This window comes from Crateriforma conspicua (assembly GCF_007752935.1).
Classification (GTDB): Bacteria; Planctomycetota; Planctomycetia; order Pirellulales; family Pirellulaceae; genus Crateriforma; species Crateriforma conspicua.
This window is the reverse complement of the sequence record NZ_CP036319.1, coordinates 6,701,519-6,721,300: the sequence shown is the minus strand read 5'-3', so window position 1 is coordinate 6,721,300 and position 19,782 is coordinate 6,701,519. Positions and strand designations below refer to the sequence as shown.

At 59.5% G+C, this 19,782-nt stretch carries 11 protein-coding genes; 2 read left to right on the top strand and 9 right to left on the bottom strand.

Features of this window, described 5'->3' with window-relative positions:
* Window positions 1-536: 536 nt before the first annotated feature.
* The 7 genes from Mal65_RS24585 to Mal65_RS24555 form a co-directional block, all read right to left on the bottom strand.
* On the bottom strand, window positions 537-1,823 hold the full coding sequence (locus Mal65_RS24585) for a radical SAM protein (RefSeq protein WP_145305177.1): 1,287 nt from the start codon (window positions 1,821-1,823) through the stop codon (window positions 537-539).
* 389 nt (window positions 1,824-2,212) lie between these two features.
* The gene (locus Mal65_RS24580; protein WP_145303934.1) at window positions 2,213-3,463 is read right to left on the bottom strand and encodes a glycosyltransferase family 4 protein; all 1,251 of its coding nucleotides are present in this window, start codon (window positions 3,461-3,463) and stop codon (window positions 2,213-2,215) included.
* A gap of 347 nt (window positions 3,464-3,810) precedes the next feature.
* Window positions 3,811-6,285 (bottom strand): polysaccharide biosynthesis tyrosine autokinase, encoded by a 2,475-nt coding sequence (locus Mal65_RS24575; RefSeq protein WP_145303931.1) that lies wholly within the window; start codon window positions 6,283-6,285, stop codon window positions 3,811-3,813.
* 1,908 nt (window positions 6,286-8,193) lie between these two features.
* Window positions 8,194-9,756, bottom strand: a complete 1,563-nt coding sequence (locus Mal65_RS24570) for a tetratricopeptide repeat protein (RefSeq protein ID WP_145303928.1) — start codon at window positions 9,754-9,756, stop codon at window positions 8,194-8,196.
* Window positions 9,756-11,417: an exosortase U gene (xrtU, locus tag Mal65_RS24565; RefSeq protein WP_145303925.1), complete on the bottom strand. Its 1,662-nt coding sequence runs from the start codon at window positions 11,415-11,417 to the stop codon at window positions 9,756-9,758. Before xrtU ends, Mal65_RS24570 begins: the two co-directional genes overlap by 1 nt.
* Before the next feature lie 158 nt (window positions 11,418-11,575).
* Window positions 11,576-12,079, bottom strand: a complete 504-nt coding sequence (locus Mal65_RS24560; protein ID WP_196784421.1) for a PEP-CTERM sorting domain-containing protein — start codon at window positions 12,077-12,079, stop codon at window positions 11,576-11,578.
* 967 nt (window positions 12,080-13,046) lie between these two features.
* A complete protein-coding gene (locus tag Mal65_RS24555; protein ID WP_145303919.1) occupies window positions 13,047-14,195 on the bottom strand; it encodes a glycosyltransferase family 4 protein in 1,149 nt (382 codons plus the stop codon).
* A gap of 658 nt (window positions 14,196-14,853) precedes the next feature.
* On the opposite strand from Mal65_RS24555, the gene Mal65_RS24550 reads away from it, so the two are divergent.
* Together Mal65_RS24550 and Mal65_RS24545 are read left to right on the top strand one after the other, a co-directional pair.
* Window positions 14,854-15,501, top strand: coding sequence for a PEP-CTERM sorting domain-containing protein (locus Mal65_RS24550; protein ID WP_145303916.1), 648 nt, complete (start codon window positions 14,854-14,856; stop codon window positions 15,499-15,501).
* A gap of 829 nt (window positions 15,502-16,330) precedes the next feature.
* On the top strand, window positions 16,331-16,840 hold the full coding sequence (locus tag Mal65_RS24545) for a PEP-CTERM sorting domain-containing protein (RefSeq protein ID WP_165701510.1): 510 nt from the start codon (window positions 16,331-16,333) through the stop codon (window positions 16,838-16,840).
* 821 nt (window positions 16,841-17,661) lie between these two features.
* Here Mal65_RS24545 and Mal65_RS24540 read toward each other — a convergent pair.
* Both Mal65_RS24540 and Mal65_RS24530 read right to left on the bottom strand, forming a co-directional pair.
* Window positions 17,662-19,146 carry an O-antigen ligase family protein gene (locus tag Mal65_RS24540; RefSeq protein WP_145303910.1) on the bottom strand — a complete coding sequence of 495 codons (1,485 nt, stop codon included), beginning with the start codon at window positions 19,144-19,146 and terminating at the stop codon, window positions 17,662-17,664.
* Between the two features lie 271 nt (window positions 19,147-19,417).
* Window positions 19,418-19,771 carry a four helix bundle protein gene (locus tag Mal65_RS24530; protein ID WP_145303904.1) on the bottom strand — a complete coding sequence of 118 codons (354 nt, stop codon included), beginning with the start codon at window positions 19,769-19,771 and terminating at the stop codon, window positions 19,418-19,420.
* Between the last annotated feature and the right edge of the window lie 11 nt (window positions 19,772-19,782).

Below are 19,782 nucleotides of genomic sequence, written 5' to 3'. Positions count from 1 at the left end.
CAGGGTCTCGGCGGCGCCGGCGGCGGGTTGGTCTGTCACGGGTCGGATCCGTCCTTGAATCGCTTGCGAAAGGGTGGTCGTGAAACATGGGGACGGCGGTCATCGCGTTGCCGACCCTGCTACACAGACGAATACCATCACGCTTTGTTTGGCGACAAGACGGATGTGGGTGGGGGAAGAAGGTGACAGGGGGGGCGGGGGACGGGGCGACGGGGAAGAGAGGCAGGGGACGGGGCGCAGGGGATGCAGGAGACGCTACTTTCGGCGGAGCGAAAGGCGACTTTGGGGGGAAGACCGGCGGGGCGACGGGGAAGAGAGGCAGGGGACGGGGCGCAGGGGATGCAGGAGACGCTACTTTCGGCGGAGCGAAAGGCGACTTTGGGGGGACGACCGGCGGGGCGACGGGGAAGAGAGGCAGGGGACAGGGCGCAGGGGATGCAGGAGACGCTACTTTCGGCGGAGCGAAAGGCGACGATGGTGATGACTTGCCGGCGGTTACCTGTCACCCGCAAACCCGTCACCCGACCACCTACCGATCAAACCACCGGTAAGGAGACCTTGGATTTGTCGTTGGCATCCTGTGAGTCCCCATCGGGCGATGACGCCGAATCGGGGTCGGCATAGTTGGCCACGTCGAAGCGGCGTCCGTAGGTGCCGAAGTCGTTGAAGGCGTACTTCTTGGCCCAGCGATAAACGAAACTGCGCTCGGGGATCTCATCGCCGGGCTGGTACTGGCTGCGGCGTGGCGTGACGTTCTTCAGTTCTTCAAACACGCGGCCTCGCGCGGTGGTGTCGCGGGCACCGTGTTTGTCGGCCAGCTGCAGCAGCAAGTCCGGACGCTCCATGATCACGCATCCCCGAGTGTGCTGGGCGGTCAGCTCGCGGAAGTCTCGCAGGAACTCCGACTCGTTGAACGTGGTCGCCAAGTCACGTTGATCATGAATTGATTCTTTGGCGATCTGGATCACGGGGCACGGTTCGATATCGCCCCAAGGTCCCACGTGGTGCGTGAATCCCGTCACGGCGGGACACAATGCGTTGCCCGCGTCATCGTGATAGGCATCAATGACGATGATCGGTTTGGTGGCACGCGTGTCGACGACAAACTGACGAACGCGGCGTTGTTGGTCGCTGGACAATGCCAGTTGTGGGTTGGGTTCCGGGCCGACCGGCCGATAGATGTGGAACCAGCAATACATCACCCCCATTTCGATCAAACGATCGACCCAGGCATCGGTGACCAAGTCGTCCAGGTTGGTTTTACAGACGCTGGTGCAGACGCCGACCAACAACTTGTTTCGCAGGGCCGCTTCCAGGCCGGCCATCGTTTGGTTGTAGACGCCGGATTTCCCACGTCGTTGGTCGCTGATGATCTCGCTGCCTTCCACACTGATCAGCGGCGTCACGTTGCCCAATTCACGCAATCGTATGGCCACATCGTCGGTGATGAAATGGCCGTTGGTGAAGACCTGGAAATAGACGTCCCGGTTGGCTTCGAAGATCTTCAGCAGGTCCTTGTGCATGAAGGGTTCGCCGCCCAGGATGCCAAAGAAACTGTTGCCCATCGCCTTGGCTTGGCGAATCGTTTCGTTGGCGGCGTCCAGTTCGATGCGGTGCTGTTTCGAATCCACGTCGACCCAGCAGCCTTGGCATCGCAGGTTGCACGAATTGATGACCGACAGGTACAGAAACGGCGGAAAGAATTCCCCTTGTTTCAGCCGCCGCTTGTGCCGGTGGACCGACCACAATCCGCGTGCCCCCAGCGTCCACGCCGCTTTGGCCAGCAACCGCTTGTCGGTTTCCAACAAAAATCGCTTGGCCATTCGGAGATACATGGGCGGTTCAATGTGAGGGGGCAGGGAGGCTGACGTTGGGGCAACGGAAATCAGGCCGCCGGGACCGGAATCCGGTGGGATGCACGACCAGAGCACTTCCACCGTAACCACTGGCCGATTGTAACCCCAGCCCGCCAACGAAGCCCACCGAATCCCCACGCCCCAGCATCCCCGCCGCAAATCCTTGATCCTGGCTTCACAAATGCGAGGCCATCAACGGTGCTTCGCTACTTTCGGCGGAGCGAAAGGCGACTGTGGGAAGAAGGCGCAACTTTCGGCGGAGCGAAAGGCGACGATGGGAGGGCGAAGGCAACCTTCGGCGGAGCGAAAGGCGAGGATGGGAAGGGGAAGGCGTGCGCCAAAGCCGCCTGAGGCGTTTAGCGAGGACAGCGGGACGCGAGCAATTGGTCGTACAAGTGGACGACCTGCTTGACGCGCTGGCGGACGTCATGGTGTTGGACCACTTTTTGTCGTCCGGCCTGTCCAAATTTTTGCCGCAGCTGGGTATCGGATACCAAACGATGGATTCGTTCGGCCAGTACCTGGTCGTCATCCAGAGGGACCAAGAATCCGTCCACCCCTTCTCGGATGCAATTCCGATTTCCGGGAATGTCCGATGCGATCACCGGCACGGCACAGGCTTGAGATTCCAACAAGACCAGCGGCATGCCTTCCCAGCGTGACGGCAAGACGACCGTGTCCATCAACGGCAGCAACCGTTCGACGTCGTCGCGCCAACCCAACAAGTGAATGCGATCGGCCAGATCATGGCTGGCGATCAGTGATTCGATTTCCTGGCGATATTCACCTTCGCCCGCCAAGTAGAAATTCGCCGGACATCCCTGTTCGATAGCAATGACTGCGGCACGGACGAAAGCCAACGGGTTTTTCTGGCGCCACAAGCGTCCGATCATGATGACGGCGGGGCGTGCGGGGTCGCCCGGCAATAGGTGTTGACGCTGATCCGCCGGCGAAACATCACCATCAAAGGGGCGATAGACGTCGGGGGCCACACCATTGGCGATCCGATAGATGGCGGTCGAGGGAACCTTCAGCGATTCACGTGAAATTCGCTCATCTTCTTCATTCAAACAAATCAACGCGTCGGTCAGCGATCCACACTTGGTTTCACACAACTGGTACATCCATCGCGTCAGCGGATTGTTGGCCGATGGGAACGCGAAACCATGCACCGTGTGTACCACGGCGGGAACATTGGAAGCGTGTGCCGCCAAACGTCCCAGCACGCCCGTCTTAGACGAATGAGAATGAACGATGTCGAAACGTTCATGCCGCATGAAGTGCCGCAGCATTTTGAACGTACGGTAGTCGTTCAACGGCGAGATCGAACGCATCAAGCGTGGGAAATGATGGCACCGGACGCCATACTTCCGCGCCGCTTCGCACAACGGGCCGTCCGCGCATGTGACCAAGTGAATTTCGTATCGCTTTGGATCCAATAAACGAAATTCTTCCAGGCTGACCCGTTGGACGCCGCTAAGCATCGGGAACAACTGGATGTGCAGCAACTTGATCCGACGACTGCGATCCGTCGACTCGCCACGGATCGGATGATCATACGACAGCAATGTCGGATTCGGCGTCGCAGCGGTGCTGGCGGAATTCATAAAACGCGTTGCCGAAAGATCGTGTGGATGACGGTGTGAATCGAATGCACGAATAAACAAAAGTTGTGACGCGTGAGGTTCTTTTTCGATGACGGTCGTCCGACGATGCCGACTGGCAACGTCAATGCATTGGGATTTCCATCGATAACAACATTGATCTGGGTTTCGATGAATCAGGCAGGCAAAGCCAACAGCCAGGAAAGAAGTTGGATTGCCTTATCAAATTGAATGCCTCTCCAAGGGTAGCTTAGCCTAGTAGCAAATCAAACCTTGTCGCTCGAAAGAGGGGCAATGCGTTTTGAATGCCCCCCGCACAACGGCGATTAGATGGATTTTGGGTGGTTGAATCACCCCACTTCGATGTCGCTACCTTCCGCGGCATGAACTGCGTCTAGCGATTCGGCGGATTTGTGTCTGTCGCTCATGCCTGATGCGGACTTGCCACGCACGGTTACGGATCGTCCCTTCGCGGCGTCCAAGTATTTGTCTTTTCCGTAACGTCGATAGCCGTACGCATATTCACTGCCCGGTTGGCCACCGTAACGTTCGGACCATGCGCTGGCGTAGGTCGCGCTATATCCGCTGTCGCCCACCGCGTTGACCACGATGCCGACGATGTTCACATGCAATCCTCGCAAGATATGCATCGCACGCTGGGCCAACGGTTTCACACGTCGGCCGATCCGCATGACCATCATCACCCCATCAACCTGGGTGGCGATGTTGCTGGCGTCGGTCACCGCCAACAGCGGCGGTGAATCCACCAAAACAATGTCAAACTGTTGGCGCAGGTCGTCCAGCATTTGACCGAATTCCGGCATCATGAGCGCCTCGGCCGGGTTGGACGGTTTGGGGCCCGTGTTCAACAACGACAGCCCTTCGACTGCCGTGTCCGTCAACGCGTCTTCGACCCGACAATCACCATTCAACACATCGGTGACGCCCAATTCCGAATCGATCCCAAGTAAATTGGCCTGATTCGGGCGTCGCAGGTCGGCATCGACGATCACCACGCGACGGCCGGCACCCGCGATGCTGGACGCCAGATTGGCGACCATGGTGCTCTTGCCGTCACCGGGCAACAAACTGGTCACCTGGACGACGCCGAATTCCGGTGCCTGGTGAGTCGAATGAAAGATGCTGGTCCGTATCGAACGCACCGCTTCGGAAGCGGGCGAATGGGGTTCGTGCAAAACGCAAACGATCGGGTCGATGTCGGCGTAGGGATTTTGTTGCTTATCGTTGCGACGTTTGGATTTCTTGGTGAAGATCAGCGGCAGGTGTGCCAGGATCGACGCATCCAATGAATCGGTCACTTCATCGGGGCTGCGGAACGTCCGTTCGGACCAGTCCACCAGGAATCCCAACAAAGCACCCAGGATCGTTCCCAGAAACCCGCCCAGCACCAAGCTGCGTGACAGCAAGGGCCCCACCAACACGCCCATCGATGCGGGACGCAGCACTTGGACCTCCAAGCCGTTGTTGATTTTCGGCAGCGTCGCTTTTTCCAATTGATTGTCAAACGAATCCAGCATTTCCTGATAGCGTGCGATTCGCCGTAGGAACGACTCATTTTCATTTTCAAACTTCAGCAAGGCGTGAGCCTTGTCACGAAGTTCGTCCAAGCGTTTGTCAAAATCGCTGATATCGTTGGTGACCAATTGCTTTTTCTTTTGCAGTCCGGTCACGTAGCCGCGGATCATGTCACGGGCGACTTCATCACGTTGGACTTCGATGTCCTTGACAGTGTTTTGAGATTCCGAACGGCTTGCTGCCAACCGACGATAGGCGTCTTCGGTCAATGCCAACTGGCTTTCAATCTGTTGGCGAATCGGATGCGAACGGGCGTATTGTTCGCGGACCAGTTCGGCTTGGACACGCAAGCTAAGCAAGCGCTCTTCGATCGATAGGTCTTCATTGACCATGGATTCAAACGCTTGGGTGACCTCTTCAACGTCGCCGACGTCATCCAAGACGAATTGGATTTCCTTCAACGCTTCGGACGGATCACGGCGTCCCTTCACGCTGTCTTGGACCAATTTCAGTTGATTGGCCAATTTGCGTTCTTCGGATCGCAGGTCCCGCGCCGTTTCCTCGATCCGCATCATTTCATCGCGGAACGGATTGATCGCTTCGCCATCGGACGTCCATTCCAGCGGTGCGGTGGCACGGAACTGGGTGTATTGGTTTTCCAGTTCCTCCAATTTCGGAAGAATGGAATCGCGTCCTTCGCGAAAGAAATCAACCACGTTGTCGACGGCCTTGCGGTGTCGTCCGCCCACGTATTGCTCGTAGGCTTGGACCACGGCGTTGACGACGGCGGTCGCCAAGGACGGATCCGGTGCGTCAAATGTCACTTGGACGATCGAACGGTTGATCGATTCCGCACCGTCGATCGCGGGTAGTAACTCCAAGGATTCTCGGATCACACCGATCGCCGCATCCGGGCTTTCCGGCATGTCTTCAAAGGCCGTCAATTGACCGACCTGGATGGCACTGGACAGCACTTGATTGCTGGTCATTTCGGCTTTGATGAACGCCAAACTGGGAGCCAAGTCAACGACGTTTTCCGTGGCGCTGCCGATTCCGGTTTGCGTTTGTTGTTGAGCCACCTCGATTGTGGCGGCCGCCTGGAACGTTTCGTCTTGTTGCGTGAAAAAGGCATAGCCGCCCGCCAAACCGCACAAGACAAAGAACGTCAAGATTCCCTTACGCCGCCACAGGATTCCGCCCAAGGACGATCCAGAGCCCGATCCCGACCCGCCCTGGCGAAAGACCGCGTCGACGGACCCGTGGGGCGAAGGATGAATGGTGTTTGACATGCCGGTAAAACGATGCTGGTGTAAGAAAGGGACTCAGGATTCTGGGCGTCAATCCCGCAAAACAAATCGATTCGCAAAGTCAAGCGAGCGGGAAAACCAAGAGGCTGATCTGATCCGTGGGGGATGCCGAAGCGTCAACCGAATGCAAGCGATCCCGCCAGGGGATCGGATCGGTCGTTGCCCTTAGGCATTCGAACCGGGTCAAGAATAGGCAGATCACCCCCCGCGGTCAAAACGCCAAACCCATCGACATACGCGAAAACTAACACCAAAAGACCGAATAAAACGGTTCTTCACTTCAGGCAGATCGGGCCGGTCACAACATTGGCATCACAGGGATGACACGTTCCGTTTTGAAGGGGGGGAAGGCCTTTTCTGGTCGGCGGGGTGAAGTCCCCGCGTCCCTGCAACCACGCGTCATCGACAGTTGGCAGGTAGCAGGTGGCAGGTAGCAGGTGGCAGGTAGCAGGTAGCAGGTGGCAGGTAGCTGGTAGCAGGTAGCTGGTAGCAGGTAGCAGGTAGCTGGTAGCTGGTAGCTGGTGGCTGGTTTTCTTCACCCTCCTTCCGGGAGGGTCGAGCCTAAGCGAGGTGAGGGCTTTGTCTTTCCGCACACCCTTCCCGGATTCTCGTCCTTCGATTCCGACCCTCCCGCGCTGCGGGAGGGTGATGGTGATGCTGGACTCAATGTGTCGGCGTCGGGTTGCATTGCTGAAATAAGGCAACCCGCGGCTAGCGCCTCGCGGCTCACAAAGTCGCCTTTCGCTCCCGCGAAAGTAGCGTGGGGGAAATAGCTAGGAAGCCGTTAGCGATTAGCGTTTAGCACTTCACTCTCCCTCCGGGACGGTCGAGCCAAAGCGAGGGGAGGTCGGCGTCTTCCATCACACCCTCCCCGGATTCTCGTCCTTCGATTCCGACCCTCCCGCGCTGCGGGAGGGTGAATCTGGTGATGCTGGACTGAATGTGTCGGCGTCGGGTTGCATTGCTGAAATAGCGGAACCCGCGGCTAGCGCCTCGCGGCTCACAAAGTCGCCTTTCGCTCCCGCGAAAGTAGCGTGGGGGAATAGCTAGGAAGCCGTTAGCGATTAGCGTTTAGCACTTCACTCTCCCGCCGGGAGGGTCGAGCCTAGGCGAGGGGAGGGTTTCGTCTTCGCTGACACCCTCCCCAGATTCTCGTTCCTCGATTCCGACCCTCCTGCGCTGCGGGAGGGTGAATCTGGTGATGCTGGACTGAATGTGTCGGCGTCGGGTTGCGTTGCTGAAATAGCGGAACCCGCGGCTAGCGCCTCGCGGCTCACAAAGTCGCCTTTCGCTCCCGCGAAAGTAGCGTGGGGGAATAGCTAGGAAGCCGTTAGCGATTAGCGTTTAGCCCTTCACCCTCCTTCCGGGACGGTCGAGCCAAAGCGAGGGGAGGTCGACGTCTTCCATCACACCCTCCCCGCATTCTCGTCCTTCGATTCCGACCCTCCTGCGCTGCGGGAGGGTGAATCTGGTGATGCTGGACTGAATGTGTCGGCGTCGGGTTGCATTGCTGAAATAGCGGAACCCGCGGCTAGCGCCTCGCGGCTCACAAAGTCGCCTTTCGCTCCCGCGAAAGTAGCGTGGGGGAAATAGCTAGGAAGCCGTTAGCGATTAGCGTTTAGCACTTCACTCTCCCTCCGGGACGGTCGAGCCAAAGCGAGGGGAGGTCGGCGTCTTCCATCACACCCTCCCCGGATTCTCGTTCCTCGATTCCGACCCTCCTGCGTTGCGGGAGGGTGAATCTGGTGATGCTGGACTGAATGTGTCGGCGTCGGGTTGCATTGCTGAAATAGCGGAACCCGCGGCTAGCGCCTCGCGGCTCACAAAGTCGCCTTTTGCTCCCGCGAAAGTCGCGATCTTTCCGGCAACGGCCCACGGGCATCGCCAGCCTCACTGCGCCGCGGCCCGGAATTGCGCCGCCATCTCCGGATCGCCCAACTGATCGTAGATCTCGGCCAATTCCATCCGAATCGGATTCGGATTGGTCGATGATTCCAACGCTCGCTGGTAATCCGCCGCGGCCGCCGCCATGTCACCCCGCTGCTTGTGAACCATCGCACGGGTGTCCAGGAAATCCGCGTTGCCGGGTTCGGCATCCACGGCTTGGTCGGCCAAGTTCAACGCCGAATCCAAATCCGGCGATTCTTCTTGGGCCATCAGGTACGCCAGGTTGTTTGCCACCACGGCCAGCTTGGGATCCAAGGTGATCGCTTGGGTCATGTTCAGCTTTGCCAAGTCTTGGTTGCCCGCGATCCATTCCAGGCTGCCAAGGGCAAAGTGACCCATCGCGGACGCCTCGCCATCGGCGATCAGCTTGCGCATGATCTTGCGGCTGATGTCCAGGCGATCGGGCGACGATCGGGCGACAGTGACCAACCGCTGCAGGGCCGGTTGATAACCGGGGTCGTATTGCAGGGCATAGGCCAAGTACCGAAACGCTTTGCCGATTCCACCGTCCCCGGCGGCTTCGACGTCGAACATCCGCACGAATACCGCGGCCAGCAATTTACGGAACGATGCGTCGTCCTCCTGCTGGTCGATGCCCTGTTTCAGCAACCGTTCCGCGTTGGGCAGGTCGCCGATGTAAAACAAACTGGTCGCGTACAGCAAGCGGTTTTGGTTATTCGCCGGGTCCTTCAGGAACTGTTTTTCCAGTTGCTGGCGAGCGGTCGCCAACGAAACGCGGACGGCGTCCATGTCGTTCATGCGGGCCTGGATCTCGGCCACCTGCAACCACATCGATGGGTCGTCCTCCGCCGCACGGCGAAAATGGTCGGCCGAGGATTCCAAGTCGCCCGCGATCAGGTAGTAATAGCCCCATGATTTTTGCAGTTCCGGTGATTCCGGCTGGTCGGCATGGGACAGGTGCCATTGCCAGGCGACCAAGTCGTCGACCTGTTTGGTGGCGGCCACCTGACGCGCCGTTCGGATCGCCAGGTAACGGTGGGCCGACGGGTGTCCGGCGGTTCCCACGGTCGCCAACGATTCCATCAGGGCGTCGGCACGCTGGGCGTCACCGGCATCTTCGTACGCTCGGGCCAGCGAAAACACGACGTCGCGGCGGTTGATGTTGTCCCCGCCCAGCGCCTTGCGCAGCATGTCCTGGGCGGCCGCGTGGTCACCGTCCTGCAGCAATTGATTGCCCCGAATCCAGTACCGTTGACCGTTGCCCGATTGTTTCGAATGGCCCATCGCCGTGGCCGCCATCACCGCCACCAAGGCCAACATTGCTGGCACAGCCAACAACAGGTCCTTGGGCGATCGGCGCGACGATGCCAAGAAATCCATCAGCGTCTGGGCCGAATGCCCCAGACCGGAAAACAGACGACCGGGCAGCGACAGAATCCAGGTGACCGGTGACAACACCGTTCCCCAAAATCCACGTTGTCCGGGCGGGGCGGATGACGCCCGCATTTGTCGTCGCAGCCGATAACGTTGCCACCAACCAAACATCACTGGGCCCCCTTGGCGTCGCCGAATGCGTGACGGACGACCGCTTCGAACAATTCACGGTTACGGTTCCGCTGGGTCGTACTTAATTCCACGGGCGTTTGATCCAGTAATTGAATCTGGACCACACCGCCGCCGTAATCCTGCTTGTCACCAACGCCCCACCGCAATCGGTTGACCAAATGATAGAACGCGTCCCCGAAATCTGGCGGCGGATCGACGCTGGCACCCCGGGGATCGAAACAGGCGAACAAGACCTGGGCGCGGTCAAACGGCGGCCGGTCCAGGTTCAATTCCGCCGCCTTGTACGGGCCCGGCATGTCGGCGATGTCGATCGCCGTACGGGATTCGACGTCCCAGCCGACACCGCTGTAACACAGGGCCAAATCGTGCCAGTCGCCATAGGGGCCGTCCAAGCTGATCAGCACGCTGCGGGCCCCCTTGGTGTATCGCCAGATGAAGCTTTTCATCCCGCCGAAAATGCTGTCCGCGGTTTTTTCGTTGACGTCAAACCCCGTTTGTCGCCAACCCGCCAATTCCGCAGGCAAATAATCCTGGCCGACCGCATCAAACCGGATGGCCGATGTCGCGGCCAATTCCTGCATCGACCGCGGGGCTTTGGACATCCGTGAATATTGCGAGAACGCCAGCACGCCGATCACCGCCACGGCCGCCAATCCGCCCAGCACGATGGCGATCCCGCGGGCCGATGCGGGACGGTCCAGCAATCGATCCGGGGCGTCGGCCGGTGTGTCATCGTCATCGTCGGCAACCGATTTGGGCGGATGCAGGTAGCGGAAAAAATGATCGCTGCTGATCGCCAGCAACAACCCCAGGGCAAACGTCGCCAAACCGATCATCTGGTGCGGCGTCCCGGTCGACAGGTCCGTGCCGTATTGGGATTGCACGTAAACGACGGTGAAGACACGGATCGCGTTGGCCACCACGACCCAAAACACCATTTGCACGACGATGGCCAGGATGCGGTACCAGCGGTAACGCATCAGCACGCCATAGCCGACCCCGACCGTGATCGCGGCGAACATCGAATGAATGCCGCTGCACGCGTCTTCGACGACGAAATTGTTGCCGGGGGTGCGGATGTCGACGCCGGTGGCCAAATGCAATACGCCGAACAGGTCCAACCAAACACTGGCCAACCAGGTGGCCAATTGCTGCATGCGGACCACGAACCACGAATCCAACAGGACCGGAAGCGGCAGACAGGCCAAAAACAGGATCATCGGACCCCGCATCCGCAGCATCGCGGCGGTGCCGCCGACGAAATGGATCGTCGCCATCAACAGCGACAACACCGCGGGTCCCGCCATCCAGCGGCTGGGCAAGATGTAAACCCCGGCGGTCATCATCATCGCCAAGCCGGTCCAAATCATCACCCGCCACGACGTCGTGATGTCGATCGGTGTCGGGTTGGCCCGCAGGCGGAATCCGGCCAAGACGGCCGCGGCCAGCATCAGCCAGGGCATGTGTTCGTAATACTCGCGGCTGACCATCCAGCGAATCAGGTTGACCGCTGGCGGGGCGACGGCCAGGGCGGTGACCAGGATGGCGGCGGCGACGGCCCACTGGGCCGGTGAAAGACGAGGCAACCGGTCCACGGGGGACGCGGCGGCCGGCGCGGTGGAAGGTGCGGGGGTGTTCATGCGAGTAGCATAGCTTGCCCCCCGCGGGCGCCAACGAAAAAAGCCCCGACAAACTTGCCGGGGCTCTTCGAATGCTGGGGTGATCGTCGCAACGGGCGGCCGGATTGGGAAGACCGCCGGAAGCGAAACCGATCCGCTGATCCGGAGTGGAGCCGGAACTAGCAGGCGGCAGCAGCCTTGCGGCGTCGGCGGACGCCCAAGGCACCACCCGCACCGGCCAAACCGATCAAAGCCATCGTGGTCGGCTCCGGAACAGCGTAAACGCCGTTGGCAGTGAAATCTCCCACCAACACTGCGAAATCGATGTTCGTAACAGTCGCGGGGTCAATACCCGCGAAAGTCCATTCCACAAAACCGCCAACGGGGGTGAAAGGGTTGCTGTTGAGGGCGGTGCCGCCGTTGACACTGGCAGTCATGACGATACCAGCACCGGTCGGTGAGATGCCGTTCAAGCGAAGGGTGGTCGAAGGAATGCCGGCCAATCCACCGAAGCTAATTCCGTTCACGTTACTGTAACTCAGGGTATCGCCAGCGGTTAGGGCAATCGAGCCAGCGCCAACCGCACCAGTTGTGCTGCGAACCGCTGCGGTGTCCGTTGAGGCACCGTTAAAATTGTCAATCAAGACAAATGCTGCTGAGGCGTTGCCCGCGGTCAGCATCATGGCGGCTGCGACAGCCGCGAAAATCATTCGTCGCACTTCAAACTCCAATCCAAAATCAAAGGAAGGTTTCGTCAAGAGGTGTCGTTATATCCCGCAGCATCCGAGCGAGAGGAAAAGTCAAAGCCCCCTGATGTTAGGTAGGCGGAAAACCCGGGTCAAGCTTTCGTCGGAATATTTTTTCTAAATTAACAACGTGGCCAAGGGGACGGGGTGGAAGGTGGGCAGGTGGATAGGTGGAAGGTGACAGGGGAGCAGGTGACAGGTGGACAGGAAAAGTCGCCTTTCGCTCCCGCGAAAGTAGCGTGGGGAATAGCTAGGAAGCCGTTAGCGATTAGCGTTTAGCACTTCACCCACCCTCCGGGAGGGTCGAGCCTAAGCGAGGGGAGGTCGGCGTCATCCATCACACCCTCCCCGGAATCTCGTCCCTCGAATCCGACCCTCCCGCAGAGCAGGCGGGTGAATCCAGCGGTCAACGTCCGTCACGCTGGAAGGGATGGCCACATTGTCGCCTTTCGCTCCCGCGAAAGTAGCTTGGGGGAGTAGCTAGGAAGCTGTTAGCGATTAGCGTTTAGTCCTTCACCCTCCCGCCTGGAGGGTCGAGCCTAAGCGAGGGGAGGGTTTCGTCTTCGCTGACACCCTCCCCGGATTCTCGTCCCTCGAATCCGACCCTCCCGCAGAGCAGGCGGGTGAATCCAGCGGTCAACGTCCGTCACGCTGGAAGGGGTGACCACATTGTCGCCTTTCGCTCCCGCGAAAGTAGCGTGGGGAATAGCGAGGAAGTCGGTAGCGATTAGCGTTTAGCACTTTACCCACCCTCTGGGAGGGTCGAGCCTAGGCGAGGGGAGGGTTTCGTATTCGCTGACACCCTCCCCGGATTCTCGTTCCTCGAATCCGACCCTCCCGCAGAGCAGGCGGGTGAAGAAAACCAGCTAACAACTGCCCTCTGCCAACTCCCCACCGCCAACTCCTACTCCCCCAACTCCCTCAGCATCCCCAAGATCTGATCCATCTTCTCACCACGGTCGTAGTGCTCGATCGCCCGCTTCCGGCCCGCCTGGCCCATCGATCGCCGCAGGTCCGCATCGCCCGCCAATCGCGCCATCGCCGCCGCCAATGCGTCGACGTCGCCGGTTTCAAAAAGCAGGCCCGTTTCATCATCGACGATCGTTTCCTGGATGCCCCCGGTCCGTGACCCGATGACGGGTTTGCCGCACGCCATCGCCTCCAACGTGACTTGTCCCAGTCCCTCGTGACGCGACGGGATGATCAAGACGTCGATCGCATTCATCAACTCGGGGACATCCGGTCGCTGTCCCAAAAAATCGAACCGATCGACAGAATCCGGTTCCAGTGACCGGTAAAACTCGGTGTCGACCGGATCGTCTTGCCAAGACCCGATGGCGACCACACGGGCATGCGGATGATCCGCCGCGATCGTTTGCCAGGCACGCCGCAGGATGTCGTGTCCTTTTCGCCGCGTGATCGTTCCGACAATGCCGAAGACGCACTGTTCGGGACTCCAGCCCAAGTCTGACCGAATATCCGGCTGGTTTTGAAAACGGCCGTAGTCGACGCCGTTGGGGACGCGGCAGATCCGGTTTCCCCAAATTCGCCGTTGCCAGGCCGGGTACTTCATCGCGACCGGACCGGAGATGATCGGGTTCTTGCGGACCAGAGGCAGTTGGAACCAGTCCAGTTTGCCGTGCGGTTTGTCCAGCTTGTCCCAGATCATTCCGGCAACGCCCATCGTCTTCGCCGCCACCCCGACCGTCAAAAGCCCCCGCATGTCGTTGTAGAACACGGCCGCCGGATCCAGTTGCCGCAGCACCGACCGCAACCCCCAAACGTATCCGGCCGTCTGGCGCATGACCGAAACACGCCCCCTGATCCCATCGCGATAGATCGCCCCGCCGTAACGTCCGAGCGATTCCGGATACGCCGCGACGTGGACCTCGAAGCCCGCGTCCCGCAAGTGATCGACATAGGCTCCCGGCCCCGGCGTCAGCACCACCGGTTCGATGTCGTGCCGCCGGCAACGTTGCAACAACGACAGCAACGTCCGCTGCTGGCCCGCAATGACGTGCGGATAGCTTTCGACGAAAAGATAGCGTTTCAAGGAAGGTTGACGGGGGTGACAGGGGGGGGCTGGTAACGGGTTAACAGAGGTTGGTGGTTGGCAGTTGGCAGTGGAAAGGGGGGCAGAAGAAGTGGTCGGTGGGCAGACGTCAGCAGGTTTTCTTCACCCTCCCTCCGGGAGGGTCGAGCCTAAGCGAGGGGAGGGCGGCGTTTATCCCGGACAACACCCTCCCCGGAATCTCGTCCCTCGAATCCGACCCTCCTGCGCTGCGGGAGGGTGAATCTGGTGATGCTGGACTGAATGTGTCGGCGTCGGGTTGCATTGCTGAAATAGCGGAACCCGCGGCTAGCGCCTCGCGGCTCACAAAGTCGCCTTTCGCTCCCGCGAAAGTAGCGTAGGAAGTAGCTCCGAAGCCGTTAGCGATTAGCGTTTAGCACTTCACTCTCCCACCTGGACGGTCGAGCCTAGGCGAAGGGAGCAGCTGCATCTTCCAGCGTTGTTTCATTTGGTCCGAGTCGCCACCCCCTTCGCGATTTCTCAGTTTCCACCCACTGATCCAACGCTTGCCGAAGAACGGCATCTCGCAGTCAACCTTGCGATTCCTTCCGTGAAGAATCTGTGAACCTGGTTGGTTGGGTGGATTGGGAAGACTATTTTGTTGCCGGGAGAGCTTCTGTACAGCTGGGAGATTTGTGAGATGAAATGCGTAATTGGTATTTTTGCCCTCGCAGGGGCAGGCATTTTTGCGACTGCCGGTCACGCCGCCTTCGTGTTTGATTTTGCTGGTGCAGCGGGATCAACACTCCACAGCAGTCAGTCCGGGCAAGTGGCCGTGACGGATCCTAGCTCTGGTATCACCCTGACGTTGAATGCGGAGGCAATTGTACAAGGCTCAACGGGAGTCTTCTTTCAAAGCACTTCATCCTCAAGAGCGTTTGGGATCAATGAGAGCGCTGGTGGAGACGCTGCTTCTGCGATCGACGGCGACAATGGTGTTGAATCGGCAAGGTTTTTCATTAGCGCTGATATGCCTTTGGCTTCCTTGCAGATGGTGGGTTTCGAAGTCTCCGGGACTGGGCTAGGTGAATCGGGAAGATTCGTGATTGATGGCGGTTCCACCACCAATTTCACGGATGAAGATGTTCTGGCTGTCAATGAACTGATCTTGGCTGGTCAGGAACTCTCTCTGGAGTTCGTTTCCGGAAATGGCTTCAGCCTTGTGTCAATGACCTTCGACGCCGCCGGTGTCACCCCCGTCCCCGAACCGACAACGTTGGTCCTGATCGGATTGGCCGGTGGCGGTGCGGCAGCCTTGCGGCGCCGCAAGCGACCGCACGCCTGTTGACCAATGTCGCCTTTTTCTCCGTGGGAGTAGCTAGGAAGCTGTTAGCGATTAGCGATTAGCCCTTCACCCTCCCCGGATTCTCGTTCCTCGAATCCGACCCTCCCGCACAGCAGGCGGGTGAATCCAGCGGTCAAAGACCCTCACGCCGGAAGACGTGGCCACAAAGTCGCCTTTCGCTCCCGCGAAAGTAGCGGGGGGAGTAGCTCGGAAGCTGTTAGCGTTTAGCCCTTCACCCTCCCGCCGGGAGGGTCGAGCCTAAGCGAGGGGAGGGCTGCACCATCCTTCACACCCTCCCCGGAATCTCGTCCCTCGAATCCGACCCTTCCGCACAGCAGGAGGGTGAATCCCGTGGTTCACGACCCTAACGCCGGAAGGCGTGGCCACATTGTTGCCTTTCGCTCCCGCGAAAGTAGCGTTCCTAGAAGAATCCAGCGTCTGGGACAGACGCGGCGACGTGGTGTGCGGAGACGTCGTCAGCAGGCAGTTTTGATGGCCCGTTACACCAACAGATCTTGCCTTTCCCTTCCAAAGTTGGGCAAAAAAAGGGCATTGGGATACGCAGATGGCGGACCACAACGACGAAGTTTGGAGGCGAATTCGGTAGCGGGGGGTGATAGTTTCGTCTGGTTGGACTACTGTGCTTGAAGTGTTGGTTGTCTCGCCTGGGGGATTCGTGATGTCGTTTCAGCAGTTTTTTGTTTCCGTGTTGATCATTCTTTCCTCCGCGGTAACTGGACGGGCTGCTTGGGTATTCGATTTTCAGAGTGCGACGGCGATTTCGGAACTTGATGGTCAGGGCATAGCCACGACCACGGCAACCGATGCGGGCGTGACTCTGACGCTAAACGTTACTGCTGCGGTCAATAACACGAACACGGCAGTTTTGAATCTGGGTACAAGCAATGGCTTGGGGGTCGACATTACCAACGTCAACGGTCAAGAAAATGCCAATTTTATTGACGACGGACGCGGTACGGAGTCGGTGGAGTTCGCCGTTGCATCGAGCACCGGGACGGACACATCCGTCCGATTGACGGGAATTGGCTTTGGTAATCTCACGTCCGCGCAAGATGAAGCAATGCTTGAAATTGCCGGCGTCACCACCTCCGTGGTGCAAAGTGATCTGATGAGCGGTTCACTGTCGTTGTCCCAATTGCTGAACATTGGGGACTCGTTTGAGATTTCGCATGCAGAGGGCAACGGGTTTTCAATTCTTTCCTTGACCTTCGAAGCCGCCGGTGTCACCCCCGTCCCCGAACCGACGACGTTGGTCCTGATCGGATTGGCCGGTGGCGGTGCGGCAGCCTTGCGGCGCCGCAAGCGACAGCACGCCTGTTGACCAAAGTCGCCTTTCGCTCCGCGAAAGTAGCGTGGGAAGAAGCGGGGAAGTCGTTAGCGATTAGCGTTTTGCCCTTCACCCTCCCCGGAATCTCGTTCCTCGAATCCGACCCTCCCGCAGAGCAGGCGGGTGAATCCAGCGGTTCACGACCCTGACGCCTTACGGGCGTGGCCTCACATTGTCGCCTTTCGCTCCGCGAAAGATGCGTGGGAAGAAGCGAGGAAGTCGTTAGCGATTAGCCTTTAGCCCTTCACCCTCCCGCCGGGAGGGTCGAGCCTAAGCGAGGGGAGGGCTGCACCATCCTTCACACCCTCCCCGGATTCTCGTTCCTCGAATCCGACCCTCCCGCAGAGCAGGCGGGTGAATCCAGCGGTTCACGACCCTGACGCCTTACGGGCGTGGCCTCACATTGTCGCCTTTCGCTCCGCGAAAGTAGCGTGGGAAGAAGCGGGGAAGCCGTTAGCGATTAGCCCTTCACCCTCCCGCCGGGAGGGTCGAGCCTAAGCGAGGGGAGGGTTTCGTCTTCGCTGACACCCTCCCCGGATTCTCGTTCCTCGAATCCGACCCTTCCGCACAGCAGGAGGGTGAAGATCGTGGTTCACCATCGTCCCTCTGAGAGCCCCGAGTCGAGGGCGGCTCTCAGCCGCATTGTCGCCTTTCGCTCCCGCGAAAGTAGCGTAGGAAGTAGCTCCGAAGCTGTTAGCGATTAGCGTTTAGCCCTTCACCCTTCCTGCCAACTCGCAACTGGCGACTTCCAACTCTCTCCCTCCCTTCCAACTCGCAACTGCCGGCTCGCAACTCTCTTCCCTCTCCCCACTTCTTCACTGCCCCCTGCCAACTCCCCCCGTCGCCCCGATGGTCATCGGGGCGGCGGCGGTCATCGTGCCGGGGCGACTGGGGGTGTCGTAGAAGAAGGCGTACGCGCCGCGGGGCAACCAGTGGGGCATCACCGGTGAAGGCACCGCGCCGGCGGCCACCAAGTCACAAAACGCATAGATCATGCCCAGCAGGAACCAAATGTTCCGCTGCCGCAATCCCAGGATCGTCGCGTTGTACAAGCACAACAATAATAGTCCCACCAGCAAAGCCTGCGATAGCATGGCGAACCAAGGATAGGGACACTGTCGTCCCCGGCGGTACCCCTCCCAAAACGCCAACGCAATCAGCGACAGAAAACATCCCAGCCCCAAAAAGCCGGTCTCCAGCATCAGACTGAAATAGGTGTTGTGCACCTCGCCACCGGTTTCTGCATAGTAAGAACCGTATTTGGGGCCGGTACCTAAAACGGGCGAGTTCCAAAAGTACTCCATGGCGTTTCGGATTTGTCGCGGGCGGGTGTCGTCCAGATTTCTGGATCCCGAATACCACTCAATCAACAGCACCGCCGGACGCTGCCAAGAGGGTGTTTTCACCAGCGAGTATTCACCGTCATAGCGGGACCAAGCGAACCAGAAATAAAACACCACCAGGCCCGACAGCACCACCGCCAGATTGGCCAGGATGAACGATTGGACCACCTGCCGTACCTGCGTCGCACTGGCCACCACCCAGTAAACCCCCACCCCGGCCAAGACGATCATCAGGGCGGCCGTCCGGCTGCCCGTCCCGATCGCCGTTAGCATTGCGGCGCCGGCCACGCCCAGCATCGCCAGCCGCGCGGCACCACCGCCGCCGATCCGTACCGCTGCAAGAATCGCGACCAGCAAGGTCGGCAGGATCATCGAAGGCACCTGATTTTCGTTCTTCAGGGTCGAATTGATCCGCCCCGTTTCCTCATACGCCCAGCCCGGCGCGACGCCGACGACCGCGGCGACGCCCACGCCGGATGCCAGCGTCATTCCGGCCAGCCAGGCGGCGATCGCCCCGATCCACCGTTGCCAGGTGTCCAGCACGTTGACCGTCGTCCACAGGATCGCCACGCCATAGCAATAGTTGATCGCCTCCAACAGCGAATACGCCGTCATCTTGGGCGACTGTAGCGCCGGCGGTGCGGTCAGGGTTGCCAATAACGAAGACGTCAAGCACACGACGCAAAATGCCCCACCGAGCCGCAAGATTTGGGGCACCATCACCGACCGGATGCGGCCCTTGGCCAGCAGCGGCCAGCACAGCCACAACAGCAACATGCACACCTCCACGATCGTGACCTTTTCTCGCACGACCGGCAGTTCAGGCGTCTTAAGCACCGCAGTGCCAAACAGCCCGCCGTAATAGAACAGCATCGGCTGGCGGAACCCGGCCACGACAAAGGCCAGACCCGCCAACACGGCAACGCAAACGACGATCAGGAAGTAGTCTTCGAGCAAGAGAGGGGCAGTTGGCAGGCGTTAGTAGGCAGTAGGCAGTAGGCAGTAGGCAGTAGGCAGTAGGCAGTAGGCAGTGGGCAGTGGGCAGTGGGCAGTGGGCAGTGGGCAGTGGGCAGTGGGCAGTGGGCAGTGGGCAGTGGGCAGTGGGCAGTGGGCAGTGGGCAGTGGGCAGTGGGCAGTGGGCAGTGGGCAGTGGGCAGTGGGCAGTGGGCAGTGGGCAGTGGGCAGTGGGCAGTGGGCAGTGGGGCGGGAGCAGGGAGCAGGGAGCCGCTTAGGTTTCTGATTTCCGGATGGAGCGAATGAGGCCCGAGATCATGGCACTGATTTCCCGTGTTTCAGTTTCCCATCGTGTCGCATCGTCCACTCTCAACAGGCCCGCTCTTTTTCCAACGATGACTTGCGTCCGACATTCGCTGCACGACGATCGAGCGTAGTTCAAGAACTTGCATTGGTCTGCGATGGTGGCCCGTTCCATGCCTTCGGCGATATTGGAGGGGACCGATAATCCGGATCGCGTCAATTGATCCTTGAAACCGCCATCCGTGCAGTGCTTCAGCGCCACATACAAATCGACGCTCAAGTCCACACTTCGCTGCCACACCTTCAAATCTTCAAAACCGGCCATCCCCAAATCCA

What these genes read in the sequence shown, in the direction of transcription:
- Mal65_RS24570 (WP_145303928.1), bottom strand. Translation starts at nt 9,756, where the DNA reads ATGTTTGGTTGGTGGCAACGTTATCGGCTGCGACGACAAATGCGGGCG.
- Mal65_RS24560 (WP_196784421.1), bottom strand. Translation starts at nt 12,079, where the DNA reads ATGATGCTGACCGCGGGCAACGCCTCAGCAGCATTTGTCTTGATTGAC.
- Mal65_RS24585 (WP_145305177.1), bottom strand. Translation starts at nt 1,823, where the DNA reads ATGGCCAAGCGATTTTTGTTGGAAACCGACAAGCGGTTGCTGGCCAAA.
- Mal65_RS24575 (WP_145303931.1), bottom strand. Translation starts at nt 6,285, where the DNA reads ATGTCAAACACCATTCATCCTTCGCCCCACGGGTCCGTCGACGCGGTC.
- Mal65_RS24550 (WP_145303916.1), top strand. Translation starts at nt 14,854, where the DNA reads ATGAAATGCGTAATTGGTATTTTTGCCCTCGCAGGGGCAGGCATTTTT.
- xrtU (WP_145303925.1), bottom strand. Translation starts at nt 11,417, where the DNA reads ATGAACACCCCCGCACCTTCCACCGCGCCGGCCGCCGCGTCCCCCGTG.
- Mal65_RS24530 (WP_145303904.1), bottom strand. Translation starts at nt 19,771, where the DNA reads ATGGCCGGTTTTGAAGATTTGAAGGTGTGGCAGCGAAGTGTGGACTTG.
- Mal65_RS24580 (WP_145303934.1), bottom strand. Translation starts at nt 3,463, where the DNA reads ATGAATTCCGCCAGCACCGCTGCGACGCCGAATCCGACATTGCTGTCG.